General features: G+C 58.6%; 13 protein-coding genes. 7 read left to right on the top strand and 6 right to left on the bottom strand.

What is annotated here, in order from left to right:
- Window positions 1-27 precede the first annotated feature (27 nt).
- Window positions 28-450 carry a MarR family winged helix-turn-helix transcriptional regulator gene (locus tag EI77_RS03450; RefSeq protein ID WP_133793347.1) on the bottom strand — a complete coding sequence of 141 codons (423 nt, stop codon included), beginning with the start codon at window positions 448-450 and terminating at the stop codon, window positions 28-30.
- Between the two features lie 516 nt (window positions 451-966).
- Between EI77_RS03450 and EI77_RS03445 the strand changes: the two genes are divergently transcribed.
- The 4 genes from EI77_RS03445 (at window position 967) to EI77_RS03425 (ending at window position 3979) form a co-directional block, all read left to right on the top strand.
- Window positions 967-1269, top strand: a complete 303-nt coding sequence (locus EI77_RS03445) for a hypothetical protein (RefSeq protein WP_133793346.1) — start codon at window positions 967-969, stop codon at window positions 1267-1269.
- A gap of 108 nt (window positions 1270-1377) precedes the next feature.
- Complete coding sequence (locus tag EI77_RS03440) at window positions 1378-1635, top strand: GreA/GreB family elongation factor (RefSeq protein WP_166647007.1); 258 nt, start codon at window positions 1378-1380, stop codon at window positions 1633-1635.
- 215 nt (window positions 1636-1850) lie between these two features.
- The gene (locus tag EI77_RS03430) at window positions 1851-2789 is read left to right on the top strand and encodes a hypothetical protein (RefSeq protein WP_166647006.1); all 939 of its coding nucleotides are present in this window, start codon (window positions 1851-1853) and stop codon (window positions 2787-2789) included.
- Window positions 2790-2878: 89 nt separating this feature from the next.
- Window positions 2879-3979, top strand: a complete 1101-nt coding sequence (locus tag EI77_RS03425; RefSeq protein ID WP_133793342.1) for a site-2 protease family protein — start codon at window positions 2879-2881, stop codon at window positions 3977-3979.
- Between the two features lies 1 nt (window position 3980).
- On the opposite strand, the gene EI77_RS03420 is transcribed toward EI77_RS03425, so the two are convergent.
- The 5 genes from EI77_RS03420 to EI77_RS03400 all read right to left on the bottom strand — a co-directional run bounded on the left by EI77_RS03420 (window position 3981) and on the right by EI77_RS03400 (window position 8948).
- Complete coding sequence (locus tag EI77_RS03420) at window positions 3981-4400, bottom strand: response regulator (protein ID WP_166647005.1); 420 nt, start codon at window positions 4398-4400, stop codon at window positions 3981-3983.
- A 73-nt stretch (window positions 4401-4473) separates the two neighbouring features.
- Window positions 4474-5358: a DUF58 domain-containing protein gene (locus tag EI77_RS03415; RefSeq protein WP_133793340.1), complete on the bottom strand. Its 885-nt coding sequence runs from the start codon at window positions 5356-5358 to the stop codon at window positions 4474-4476.
- Window positions 5355-6815: a hypothetical protein gene (locus EI77_RS03410; RefSeq protein WP_133793339.1), complete on the bottom strand. Its 1461-nt coding sequence runs from the start codon at window positions 6813-6815 to the stop codon at window positions 5355-5357. Before EI77_RS03410 ends, EI77_RS03415 begins: the two co-directional genes overlap by 4 nt.
- Window positions 6812-8206, bottom strand: coding sequence for a hypothetical protein (locus EI77_RS03405; RefSeq protein WP_133793338.1), 1395 nt, complete (start codon window positions 8204-8206; stop codon window positions 6812-6814). The genes EI77_RS03410 and EI77_RS03405 overlap by 4 nt, the downstream gene beginning before the upstream one ends.
- A 334-nt stretch (window positions 8207-8540) precedes the next feature.
- Window positions 8541-8948 (bottom strand): DoxX family protein, encoded by a 408-nt coding sequence (locus EI77_RS03400; RefSeq protein ID WP_133793337.1) that lies wholly within the window; start codon window positions 8946-8948, stop codon window positions 8541-8543.
- Between the two features lie 370 nt (window positions 8949-9318).
- Between EI77_RS03400 and EI77_RS03395 the strand changes: the two genes are divergently transcribed.
- The 3 genes from EI77_RS03395 to EI77_RS03385 are packed head-to-tail and all read left to right on the top strand — an operon-like array spanning window position 9319 to window position 12648.
- A complete protein-coding gene (locus EI77_RS03395; RefSeq protein WP_133793336.1) occupies window positions 9319-10485 on the top strand; it encodes a pyridoxal phosphate-dependent aminotransferase in 1167 nt (388 codons plus the stop codon).
- A 54-nt stretch (window positions 10486-10539) separates the two neighbouring features.
- Window positions 10540-11523 (top strand): cysteine synthase A, encoded by a 984-nt coding sequence (cysK, locus tag EI77_RS03390; protein ID WP_133793335.1) that lies wholly within the window; start codon window positions 10540-10542, stop codon window positions 11521-11523.
- A 30-nt stretch (window positions 11524-11553) separates the two neighbouring features.
- Window positions 11554-12648, top strand: coding sequence for a tetratricopeptide repeat protein (locus tag EI77_RS03385; protein ID WP_133793334.1), 1095 nt, complete (start codon window positions 11554-11556; stop codon window positions 12646-12648).
- Window positions 12649-13062: the final 414 nt, after the last annotated feature.

The following is a 13062-nucleotide window of genomic DNA, read 5'->3' as shown; positions in this document are numbered from 1 at the left end:
TGTAATCAAAGAACTCACGGAGGGGCTTCATTTTACACCACCAATGCGTTCAAGCAGTGCCTGGATCTCCGGTCCCACCCGGCGCAGTTCTTCATGATGTACGGAGGAGAGAGATTCCAGCAGCTTCTCACCCCGTTTGGTTAGGCTCACAAAGACTTGCCGCCGGTCTTCCTTGGAGGCATCCCTTTTCACCAGCTTCTCCAGAACCAGCCGGTCCACCAGGCCCACGGTGCTGTGGTGGGCCACTTGCAGCCGCTCCGCCAGCTCTCCCACCGTCAGCCGCGAGCGTCCTGGGAAACCTTTGATGGCCAAAAGCGCCTGATGCTGTTGCGGTGTCACCCCCGCCGCCTGGGCTGCCTGCTCGCTGAATCGTAAAAACTGCCGCAGGGCAAAGCGGAAGGAGGCCAGGTTTTCATACTGGGCCTGGGAAATAGTGCGCGTGCGGGCCATGGGATGGAGAAGGGCCTGCTGAATCATGAACTATGCCAGCCTCAGCGGTTGTTTGCATTTACATCGTATGCCGATACAATCGGCTTCCGATATTCGTTTTGAATCCCATGAGATGGGGGTCGAAATCAGCTCCCCGACATGAGGATCGTCACTGCGCACGGCCTAACAAATCACCTGTTATTAGCATGTATAACCTTGCCATTTTCCCAATCTGCATTATATAATCGCATTGTGAGAAAAGTGACCCTCCATACAAGCCGTCGCGCCATCCTGGCAGCGAAGCGTATGGGCACGTCCCGCTGCCACCGCATGTGCGCCAGCCGGGCTTAAGCGGACAGTCCTGGTTTGCTTCCAGAACTGCCCGCTGAATAAAAAAGGCTGTCATGCCACCCGGCGGATCACGCACTTCTGCGGTTCCCCCATACAACCCTGCCGCACGCCTCAGGCGTTGCCGTGCATTTTGTTATTCTCACCATGAATCACGTCCATCCAATGGCGTCCCGTGGGGACGCCCCCATGTCGCGCACCTGTCCCCCGATCCCGTTCCTGACCCGGTTAAAACAATTCCTCTTCAGTTCTGATGAACTGCCCGATTTCCTAAACCGCGCTTCCCCCGCCTCTGGCCGGGGTGCGCTCTGGGATGTCAAAGGCAGCCTGGTCCAGCACACCGCCTTCGGTATCCTTTCCGCCCAGTCGGCCTATCAGGTCAGGGCCCCGAGCGAACCTGAGGCGATCCGTCTGGCCTCCGCTGAAATCAGGAAATTCTATCCGGGTTATGCCTTCTCCTCTCTGACGGCTCAGCCAGCACAGGAAGCCTAAGCCTAACTTCCGCCGGCCTCTTCCATGACGGTCATTTCTTGGCCGGCATGGAGAGTCCATGCCCATGACCGGGCATCACTTCATTCACCCTTCCAACCGTTCAAGACCATGATCCAAATCAATTATTACGACCGCATTCAACTCCGCTCCCTCAATGAATCTGAAGACTCTGAGGACGCAGAGCTCCACATCCAGATCGTCCCTGCTTATGAAGCCGATGCTGCCACTGGCCGCATCTCCGTGGATGCACCAGTGGCCAGGGCTGTGCTTCATCGTCACATCGGGGAAACTGTCAACGTCCGTGCCCAGGGGCAGACCATTCCCATGCGCATTGTCACCATTGAAAAACACGAATCCAGCGCCTGATGTCTAACAAAAAGCCTGGCCACCATCGCATAAAATGGCGGGCCAGGCTTCATAAAGCCCTGCTTCTGAAAGTGATCTTACCGTTCTGTGAAAAACTTCTCTGCTGGATGCCCATACCGTCAGGGAACTCGGCGGACTGGAAAAGCTGCCTCTATACCCCAGGGAAATCTACGCTCATTCAATGCCAATCCCCGCGGATCAGGCAGCGGCGGCCCATGCTTATTACTGCCATGGACCTTCAACACTCCTCCCGCCCACTGTGGTTGCGCTCCCTTAGCCTGGGTGCCTGCGCCGCCGTCACCTTCATCACTGCCGCCCAGGCCGGCACACCCGCCCTTTCCGCCAAAGCCCCCACCGTCCCGGTGGAAGCCGTGAGCTGGAAGGACCACACCATCTCCCCGGTGGCCAATCCCTTCTTTCATGAAGATGCGATCATCCGCTCAGAGCTCCGGCCGGTCTTTGTTCAGCACAACATTGATGATTCATTCCTGGGCGGCGGAGATGCCCAACTCTATGCCCTCCAGATCCGCTATGCCTTGACCGACAGGCTCGCCGTGATCGCCACGCAAGATGGATATTTCAGCATCAATAACGATGCCATCGCCAATCCTGAAGGCTGGATGGATCTGGCCCTGGGCCTTAAGTATGCGGTCATTGATGATGAAGCCAGCCAGTTCATTCTCACCCCTGGCTTCACCTTCAAAATCCCTACCGGGGACCGCGAAGTTTTCCAGGGCCGTGGCGGCGGCGAGTGGGATCTCTTCGTGGCTGCCCAGAAAGGCTTTGGCGACTTTCATCTCTCCAGCAATCTGGGCCTCCGCCTGCCGATGAATACGGAGGAGAACAGCACCCTCGTCCACTATAGCCTGATGGCGGATTACTATAGCTGCCGCTGGTTTATTCCCTTCGTGGCTTTCAATGCCTATAGCGTCATTGATGCGGGCAATAACATCGCCCTGAATACCGAAGGATACGACGTCATCAATTTCGGTGCCAGCGGCTCCCAAGGAGTAACCCAGGGTACTCTGGCCGTGGGTTTCCGCTCTCGTATCCTTTCGAACGTGGACTTCGGCTTTGCCTATGAAAAGGCCATCATTGAACCCGCCGGTCTGACGGAGGATCGCCTCACCTTTGACCTGAGCATCCGCTTCTAGTCCCACTCCGCAATGCATTCGGGGGCGCATGGAGAAAGACACCATGCGCCCTTTGCATTCGCAGAGGGCGCATGCACTGTAGGAAAGGTATGAAATGGTCTTTTAAAATCGCGATAGTCGCTGGCACGGAGGTCCGCATTCATGTGACCTTCTTCATCTTGTTGCTCCTGGTGGGGATGCAGGGAATGAGCGGAGGCCAGGGCGCTGCCGGAGCAGTGGATGCACTGCTGTTTGTCAGCGCGGCATTCCTATGCGTTCTCCTGCATGAGTTTGGGCACGTCTTCGCCGCCCGCAGTTATGGCATCCGCACTCCTGATATCACCCTGCTGCCTATTGGTGGTGTCGCCCGGCTGGAAAGGATGCCGCGCAAGCCATCTCACGAGCTCGTCGTCGCCATCTGCGGCCCGCTGGTGAATGTCGCCATCGCAGGGATGATCTGGCTGGTGCTCGGGATCAACCTGGTGATTAACCCTGAATACCGCTTCGAGCAGCCCGGCCATTTTTGGGAAAAGCTCATGGCCTGGAATCTCCTCATGGTGGCTTTCAACATGATCCCCGCCTTCCCAATGGACGGCGGGCGGATACTGCGGGCTTTCCTGGCCATGTTTGCGGATTATGGCAAGGCCACCCGCTGGGCCGCCACCATCGGCCAGGGCATCGCCCTCACCGTGGCACTTTGGATGCTGTTCTCACGTGAGTTTCATCCCGTCCTCTTGCTCATCGCCTTCTTCATCTTCATGGCAGCAGGGCAGGAGGCTGCCGCAGTCACCCAGGAAGAGGCGACAAAGGGCCTGCGCGTACGCGATGCCATGCTGACGGATTTCCGCACCCTGCGGCAGGATGCCTCCCTGCAAGATGCTGTGGGGCTGCTCCTGGCGGGCAGCCAGCAGGACTTTCCCATGCTGGACAGCGCAGGGCACGTGATCGGCCTGCTGACCCGCAACGGACTCGTTTCAGCCCTGAATACCCATGGCTCCATGCATCCGGTGGCCGATGTCGTCCAGCCTTGTGCGGACTCCCTCACCGCCGTCGTCAGCCTAGGGGAAGGCCTGGAGCGCCTCCGCGCCAGCAACTGCCCAGCGATCCCCGTGGTGGACCCGGTCACGGGCCGGTTGGTCGGCCTGCTGACGGCTGAAAATGTGGGCGAAGTGCTGATGGTCCGTGCGGCTTTGCGCGGACAGCACGCCTGAATTAAGCCGCATATTTCGGATAAACAATCACCAGCTTCTGCTTAGTGGGAGGGCTGTCCTGCGGTTCAATGAGTGCTTCATTGACCGCAGTGATAATGTGCTCCGCCTCGAAGGGCTTGGTGACGTAGTTATAGGCACCTTTGCGCATGGCCAGGACGATATCCTGGGTCTCAGTGCAACCAGTGACCATTACACAGCGGGTTCCTGGGGACAGCTCGCGTGCCTGGCGGACGAGGTCCAACCCATCAACTTCCCCCAAGCGGCGGTCCACTAGCGCCACAGCGGGGGCCAGTTCACGGATGGCTTCCAGTCCCGCGATGGCGTTGTCGTAAGCCATCACATCATGGCCTTGTGCACGGCATACAGAAGCCATCAGTTTCAAAACAGGAGGGTGGTCATCGATGACAATAATATTCGCCATGGTCATTAAATATAAACCAAAGCCATCAATGACAAGCATTGTTTTATCGCTCAGGTTTAATTTTTATAATAATTCAAGCGGCCTCGGTTGCGCCCGTAGGTAAACCCTCTGCGCGCAGCGAGCTGATAAAGTCCTGTTCGGCGGATACTCGGGCCAGAGCCACGCCATGCTTGGCGGCTGCATTCTTCCATAACTGGAAGTGGCGGGTATAGGACTGCTGATATCGCCGCAGCAGATCCGGCTCGATCCGGTGCTCGTGCAGCTGGATGGTTTCAGCGTCTTCGAATTCGTAATTACCATCCCAGTCCGGCTGGGCCTCCTCGGCAGAATAAGGCGCAAAGAGGATACCCCGGCCATTGCGGTGGCTGAGCGGAGCCAGCAGCGGCTCTGGCTCAGCCGGGAAAAGCAGATCGCTAATGAAGATCCGCAAAGCACCCGCTCGCAAGGGCAGGCGGGCTAGTGCGGGTGGCTCGGCACTGGCTGGCAGGGTCTGGATTTCAGCAGGCCAGCCTCCAGCTAAAATAATGCCGGGTTCCAACAGGCGGTGCTCACCCCCCCGTATAGCGAAACAACGCAGGGTGGCTCCCGTTTGCAGGCTTGCCTCCACGGTATAGGCCAGCAATTCCAAGACCCGCTGCTGCTTGACCGGGTATGCGAACATGGAGTCTGAGACGTCCAGGATCAGGTCCACCAAGGGGCGCACCTCCTCCCGGTAGAGCTTCATCGTATAAGTGCCAGTTCGGGCATAAGCCTGCCAGTTGATCTGGCGCGGATCATCACCGGGAATGTAAACGCGGTGATCTTGGAAATCCAGGCTGCTGCCCACACCTGTGCCCTGAAATTCGCCGCTATGGCCGCGCCACTTTTGTTGGCGGAAGGGCAGCTTCATCACACGCGCCCACTCCCGCGCCTGCCCATGGAGCTTGCGCAGTGTGGTGGCATCAGGCAGGGCAGTCACGATTCAGCAGCAGGGTTGGGAGCGGAAAGCAGACGTGCTTCTGTTTCCAGCGATTGATAAACCGCGCTTTCTTTCCTGGCCAGGACCACTGCCGTGGCCAGCCAGCAGAGGCTGAAGGCAAAAGTGGCCAGGAGAATTTCGTCCTCATGCTGGTAATTGTTCATCGAGCCAAAGACGCCCGTCACGGGGGTAAAGACGCCCAGGAAACCCACCTCCCCAGCGCGGCTAAGACCTCTGAACATGGTGAGCAAGATGCCGATGACCCCCAAAACAATGTGGACCACACACCAGTTGGCAAACAGGTTGGTCTTGTTCAAACGGATGGCGACAGGAACAAGGGCGGAGGCCAACACAATGGACATCATCACGATAAATTCCCCAAAATCATGCATCGAATGCTTTTCCCAAAGCACAAGGAGGATGCAGAGATTCATCACGCCTAACAGGATGTAGTAATTGACTGCGCTGGCCCAACCGGGATAAAGAAACCTGCCCATCGCAGGGGGGAGGCCGCCGCTTTGAAGCCTCTGGATGACGCTGGGGAAACGCGGCATAGGCTCCGTCAGGACATCCACGCCCACCAGGAGGGTCAAAACTGCGGAGGGGAAGTAGGCCCAGATCGTGGCTGAGTTATCGGGATGAAAACTCAGCGCAAATCCTGCGAGCATCAGCAGCATCAGCATGACCAAATGGATCAGCCGTTTCCACGTGCTGTGATTTTCTGAAACCGGGGCGATGCGGGAGGCTCCCAGCGCCAAAAAGGTAAAGACGGCATAGGCGGATAAAAAGGGAATGCCCAGGAGCAACCCTGCCTGCTCCAGTTTGGATAAGGTGAGGAATTCCACCAGCACCCTGTCCCCGCCTGTGTCATTGATCATGACAAAAATGAAGACGGTCACCGGCACCAGAGCCAGCAGGATGCCCGCCGTCAGAAACAGACGCAGCACCAGTGAGCGCTGTGAAGAAAAGGCCACATAGGCTGCGGAAACAATGGCGGAGGCCAGTACTGCGGCGGCTAGCGCCAGCGCCTCCCGCACGATTTCCACACCGCCAAAGTGATATCGCGCCACCATGTATGGCAGCAGCGAGATGGATAGCAGCAAGGTCTGGCTGAACAACGCAGACCACTTTCCATAAACGATCCGGAAGGATGAGATGGAGGTCAGCGTCAGCATGTCCATCGTGCCTCCTTGCACCTCACCCGAGAGCGTGCCGAAACCCCGCAGTGGCAGCGCCAGCAGCAAAGCCACCAGGGCGACGGTCCAAAAAATATTGCTGATGACCTCCTGTGGGATCCCGAGCACCCCGGAGCCGGTGATGAGGATCATGCAAACCTGAAAGCTGGTAAGCAGGGAAGTAAACGCTCGCGTGCGCAGTCCATGACGCAACTCCTTCACCAGCATCGGGCTGAGGCGGTCGCTGAAATCGCGGAGGAGGGGAAGAGGGGCCGTATTCATGCGGAAAGAGCTCTGCGCGCCTCCTCACGGGCCCCACGGCTCCGGCGATAAGCGAAGGAGGCAAAACACCACAGAAAGAGCGGCCAGACCAGACTGACGGCCATGCCGCCCTGCAGACTGCCCCCCACAGAGCCGTCCATCAGGGAAAAGGTGGTGGTCGGGAGCAGGCCGGCCATCCATTGCAGCTCAGCCTTGCGGGTGGAAAAGGACAGGATGAGGGAGCTCAGCATCGTCAGCACATACAGGATAAAAGCACCTGCGCAAAAGGCCCCCAGGTAATCTCCCGTACGCCGGAAGGAGAGGAACTGACTGGTCAGCGCGATAAACCAAAGGCTGCAACCCACCAGCCAGATGCGTGCAGCAGATCCCCAATCATCCGTCAATCCGGTGACCACCACGCAGGAGAGAACCAATAGAAGGGAATACAAAAAGCCGTGCACCCAACCTGGGACTAAAAACCAGCTCGCAATCTTCCCCCACCAGGAGCGCTGATAAAACGGCAGGTAAACCGAAGGCAGGGCATGCACCTCTTCCGTCATTGCATCCACGGATGCCACGATGAGCACCACAGTGACAAAGAAAAGCGCACCACCTGTCTGGCCTGTTAGCCAGTACAGACAGGGCAAAACAATAAGCGCGGCCAGATTTACCAGCCGCTTGGCCACCGAGAGCAGAGAGGCCGGCGGGGCAATGCGCGTGGCGGCAAAGCTGAGCAGGGCAAAGATGAGCCAGCCACAGCCCAGGACCTGGATGACCGGCTCCCAGAGGCTGCTGCCGCCCATGGAGGAGCCACCACTACGCCCGCTCATGAATCCTAGCCCCGCCCAGACCATGGACGAAAGTCCCGAGAAAAAGAGGGGCACTGCAATGATCAGCGCACGCAGCCAAAACTGTTTCTGGGTGGAAAGGGCCACGACCCCGGCAGTGAGCGCCGCACTGATCACCCACTTAAAGACCAGTGACCAAAGGTCCGCAAAAAGCTCTGAGCCGCCATAGACATAACGCGCCACGATGTAAGGCATCAGGCTGACCGTCACCAAAAGGGATTGCAGGACAATGGCCGCCCATTTGCCCAGCACAATTCGCCCTGCGGACAAGCGGGTCAGGACCAGCATGTCCATCGTATTCGCCTTGATCTCGCCTGCCAGGGCAGAGAACCCGCAGAGGGGGAAAATGCAGAACAGGACAAAGGTAATCAGCCCGTCCATGATGCCGCGTACTTCCGACCCGTCGCTGTTAGCACCCCGCATCAGTGTGACGAGAACCAGGATGGCATGCAGTACCATCATGACTCCGCCAAAAAGCCGCGTGCGCAGGCCCTGACGTAGCTCCTTCACCACCATCGGTGAAAGGCGGTCTGGAAAATCTGTGATCGGTTGAACGAGCGTCATGAGAGGCAGCATCCTTTCAGGCTGAAGCGTTGAATAGCCATCATGGGGATGAAGTGCGAAATTTTCCCCATTGGGGGAATTCTGACCTGAATGCGTTGAGGATCAGTCTTGATGGATGGGGACTTAGATCCCCATGAGGTCCCCGTTCTTTCCCCATCTGGCAGTACAGGGGTGGGGAACGTATCGCGTCCTGGGGAAGGCGCTGCCTGGTGCTCTTGGATGGCGGAATTTAACGCAGGCACACCCTAATATTCTCTAGGCGGTGCGCCTGCGCAAGCGCCCGGAACTGAGCGCAGGAGAAAATCCTCCCTGGCTCAGCATCCGGGTGATGAGATTACTTGCCGTCCACCGAAAACTTGCCACCACCGGCCAGCAAGAGGGTGACAAAGCCCGCCAGGTAAACGAAGGCCAGCTCGCCTGGTTTTTCACCCGTGAACTGGGCGTTGTGGGCAATGAAGAAGGCCACACCCATCGTGATGCTGAGGCTCAGGGCAGCGAAGCGGGTGAAGAGGCCGACGACTACAAGGCCCGCGCACACCAGCTCCGCAAAGATGGCCATGCCCAGACTCACATTGGACGGCAGGCCGAAAAGCGGGAGGAACTTGGGTGCGAGGGTGTCGAATTTTTGGACTTTATCCAGGCCATGAAGCACCAGCATCGGCAGGCCCAAGGCCATACGGAGAACCAGCAGGCCGAGATCTGCCGACTGGGGCAGGAAAGAGAGACGCAGGAGTTTTAGCATAGGCTTGCAGAATGCGGCATGTTCACGCACTCAGGCAAGTTGAAAGATTGGCACAATATAAAGGGAACTCGCCGCTGCCTAAAGAGCACTGACGCTTCTTTTTGCTCAGGCCTGCCGAGGGCAGTTGGGGTCATTCCAAAAGCCTCATCCAGAACTTCCGAGTGGCCGAAACCAACGTGCAACGACTCAAAACGGAGTGCTTCCCGCCACAATAGAATGCGTTTTTGGCTCGTCATCGGCCAGGAAACTGGCTACATCTCCCTCTTTGCCCGCCACCCCCAGCGTTGACAAACCCGCTCCCCGCTCCTTTTTAGCCACCCCCTCCCCCAAAGGGAACCGCACAACCACCAGATCCGCACCTTTTCCCACTATGGACTTTATCGCCAAAAACATCGCCGAACTTTCGCCCTCCATGACCTTAGCCATCACCAGCCAGGCCAAGGCGCTGAAGAAGCAGGGTGTGGATGTACTGAGCTTTGGTGCGGGCGAGCCTGACTTTGACACTCCAGCGCACATCACTGCGGCAGCCATCGAGGCGCTGAACACGGGCAAGACCCGCTATACCGAAAGCGCCGGCCTGCTGGAACTGCGCGAAGGCCTCGCTGCCAAGCTCCTCATCGAAAATGGCATCCAGTATGATCCATCCCAGATCAGCGTGAACTGCGGTGCCAAGCATAGCTGCTACAACGCCATCGCCGCCTGTGTGAATCCAGGGGACGAAGTCATCATCCCGGCTCCTTACTGGACCAGCTACCCTGAAATGGTGAAGCTCGTTGGCGGTATCCCGGTCGTCGTTGAAACCAAGGTGGAAAACGACTGGAAGATCACTCCTGAAGAGTTCGAAGACGCCATGTCTCCGATGACCAAGATGATCATCATCAACAGCCCGGGCAACCCGACTGGCTCCGTCTATACCAAAGAAGAACTGAAGGCCCTGGGTGAAATTGCCTGCGCTGAAGACATCCTCATCCTCTCGGACGAAATTTATGAAAAGCTGGTCTATGGTGACAACCAGCACGTCAGCATCGCCAGCATCAGCAAGGACATCTTTGATCACACCATCACGATCAATGGCTTCTCCAAGGCCTATGCCATGACAGGCTGGCGCCTGGGTTATACCGCCGCTCCGAAAAAGATCGCCGATGCGATCGATACCATCCAGAGCCACACCACCAGCAACCCGACCACCTTTGCCCAGTATGGTGCCATCGCCGCTCTCCAGGGTGACCAGCAGATCGTGGCCGACATGCGCGATGAGTTCGACGTGCGCCGCCAGTATATGCTCAGCCGCCTTCAGGCCATCAAGAACATCACCGTCGTGGAACCCCAGGGCGCGTTTTACTTCCTGGTCGGCATCGAGCCTATCGGCATCAAGTCCGTGAACTTCTGTGAAAAGCTGCTCAGCAAAGGCAAGGTCGCCGCCGTCCCCGGCGTGGCCTTCGGTGCGGAATACACCGTGCGCTTCAGCTACGCCACTGGCCTGGACGTCATCAATGCCGGCATGGACCGCTTTGAAGAATTCTGCGGCCAGCATTAAGACCTTACCTGTCAGTTCGCGTCAGTCCCCTCAAACCTTCATTCCCAAATCATCATGGGCCATATCTACAATAACATCGTCGAAACCGTCGGCAAAACACCGCTGGTCAAACTGAACAAAGTGACGGCTGGCCTCAACGCCACCATCGCTCTGAAGTGCGAGTTCTTCAACCCACTGGGCAGCGTGAAGGATCGTATCGGCATGGCCATGATCGAAGATGCAGAGGCGCGTGGCATCCTGACGAAGGAAACCACCATCATTGAGCCGACCAGTGGCAACACCGGCATCGCGCTGGCTTTTGTCGCTGCAGCCAAGGGTTATAAACTCATCCTCACCATGCCGGAAACCATGAGCATGGAGCGCCGCACGCTCCTGGCCCTCCTGGGTGCCCAACTCGTGCTGACTCCTGGCCCACAGGGGATGAAAGGGGCTATCGCCAAAGCGGAAGAGCTTCTCAAAGAGACACCGAACGCCTGGATCCCCCAGCAGTTTGAAAATCCGGCCAACCCGGCCATCCACATGAAAACCACCGCCGAGGAAATCTGGGCGGATACGGATGGTCAGGTGGACATCTTTGTCGCAGCCGTCGGCACTGGCGGTACCATCACCGGCACTTGCGAGGTGATCAAACCCCGCAAGCCCAGCTTCCAGGCCATCGCCGTGGAGCCTGAGGCATCTCCGGTCATCAACCAGACTCTGGCAGGTGAGCCGGTGCAGCCAGGCCCGCACAAAATCCAGGGGACTGGCGCTGGTTTCGTCCCGAAAAATCTCCACCTCAAGGACAGTGCTGGCAATGCCCAGATCGTCGAATGCATCAAGGTCAGCAATGACGATGCCTTCGCCATGGCACGCCGCCTGGCCAAGGAAGAAGGCATGCTCGTCGGCATCAGCACCGGTGCCAACGTCGTCGCCGCCATCCAGGTCGCCCAGCGTCCTGAAAACGCAGGGAAGCTCATCGTCACCGTGGCCTGCTCCACGGGTGAGCGTTACCTCTCCACCGCCCTGGCTGATGAAGCCCGTGCCCAGGTGGGTGCTTAATCCCTGACCTCCTTTAGAAAAAAACGGCCCATGTCCAAAGCGACTCCACCCGCCCCATCCCCCGTCCCTCCTGCTCCGATTGAGACCTCCACACCCATGGAGGAATTCCTCGAAGCCCACTTCAAAAAACTGGTCCTGCTCTTCGCAGTGATCGCCATCGGCGCGGTCCTGTATGGAGTGGTCAGCTATACCAACCGCGCTGCGGCCGTCGCTGCTGGTGAGGCCTTCGCGGCTGCTAAAACGGTGGAGGATTGCGACCTCGTCATCAGTGAATACCCCGGCAGTCTCGCTGCTGGCAATGCCCTGCTGCTGAAGTCGGATCTGCTTTGGAGCCAGAATAAAAAGGACTCCTCCGTGGAGGCCCTGCGCCTGTTCACCACCCAGCATGCGGACCATCCGCTGCTGGCTGAAAACCTCCTGGGTCTGGCGACCAAACTTGAATCCATGGGCGAAGCCTCCCAGGCCCAGCCCGTGTTTGAGCGCGTGATCAATGAATTCTCCAGCAGTGATGTCGCCGCCCTCGCGCAGCTTCGTCTGGGGGATCTCCTCTGGGCCGCTGGCAAGGAAGAAGAAGCCAAGGCCGCCTATGAAGCCGTGCCTGCCAAGTTCTCCAATGCCAACTCCACCTTCCTCGAACAGAGCGAAGGCCGCATGAGGTGGATCTCCGCCAAGCTGCCGACCAAGGAAGTGGACGGCCCGCCGAAGCCCAAGGTGGAAACACCTGCCGCGGTTCCAGGCGCCCCTCAGCTCAAGCTGGATTCCACCACGCTGAATCCTACCCTGGCCCCAGCAGGTGCTGAGACCCAACCCCAGGCTGCACCCGCCCCAGGCGCACCCATGATTGAAGTGACCCCGGCCCCCGCTGCTCCTGCTGCTCCTGCTGCTCCCAGGGTCGAGGTGACACCTGCTCCAGCACCAGCCGCACCGGCGATGCCAGCCGCTGAGCCTGCTGCCCCCGCGCCAGCACCCGCTCCGGTGGAGCCAGTCGCCCCGAAGATCGAGGTGAACCCAGCTCCAGCCGCGCCAGCCGCCCCGGTGCCAGCGCCTACACCGGCACCCGTGCCTGCTCCTGCAGACCCCGCACCGCCTGCCCCTGCTGGGACGACCCCTGTCAAAGCATCCTAAGCCTTCCAATCTCCATCCAAACGCTGACTGGGAAACCGGTCAGCGTTTTTTTGTGCGCACGCCCCCAGCGAGTGGCGGATGCTCTCACAATCCTGCGGGCGGTGCCAAAGTACTCCAGAGCTTTAGCTCGCCAAAACCCCCGCTTGTCGTTTCGACAGCCGCCTGAGGGCGAGCTTTCTCCTGGCTTCGATATCCTCCCAAAACCCCCATGCCCTGGCGGGCGCAGCTACGTGTGGCGCTAGTGCCAGCGAGTTGGCGGATGGTCTTGCGCCCCTGCGGGCGGAGCCAAAGTACTCCAGAGCTTTAGCTCGCCAAAACCCCCGCTTGTCGTTTCGACAGCCACCTGAGGGCGAGCTTTCTCTTGGCTTCGATACCCTCCCAAACCCCACGCCCTGGCGGGCGCAGCCACGTGTG

It is taken from the genome of Prosthecobacter fusiformis, assembly GCF_004364345.1.
In the GTDB taxonomy this organism is placed as follows: domain Bacteria; phylum Verrucomicrobiota; class Verrucomicrobiia; order Verrucomicrobiales; family Verrucomicrobiaceae; genus Prosthecobacter; species Prosthecobacter fusiformis.
Note: the sequence above shows the minus strand (reverse complement) of the source record. Positions and strands in the feature narration are given on the sequence as shown.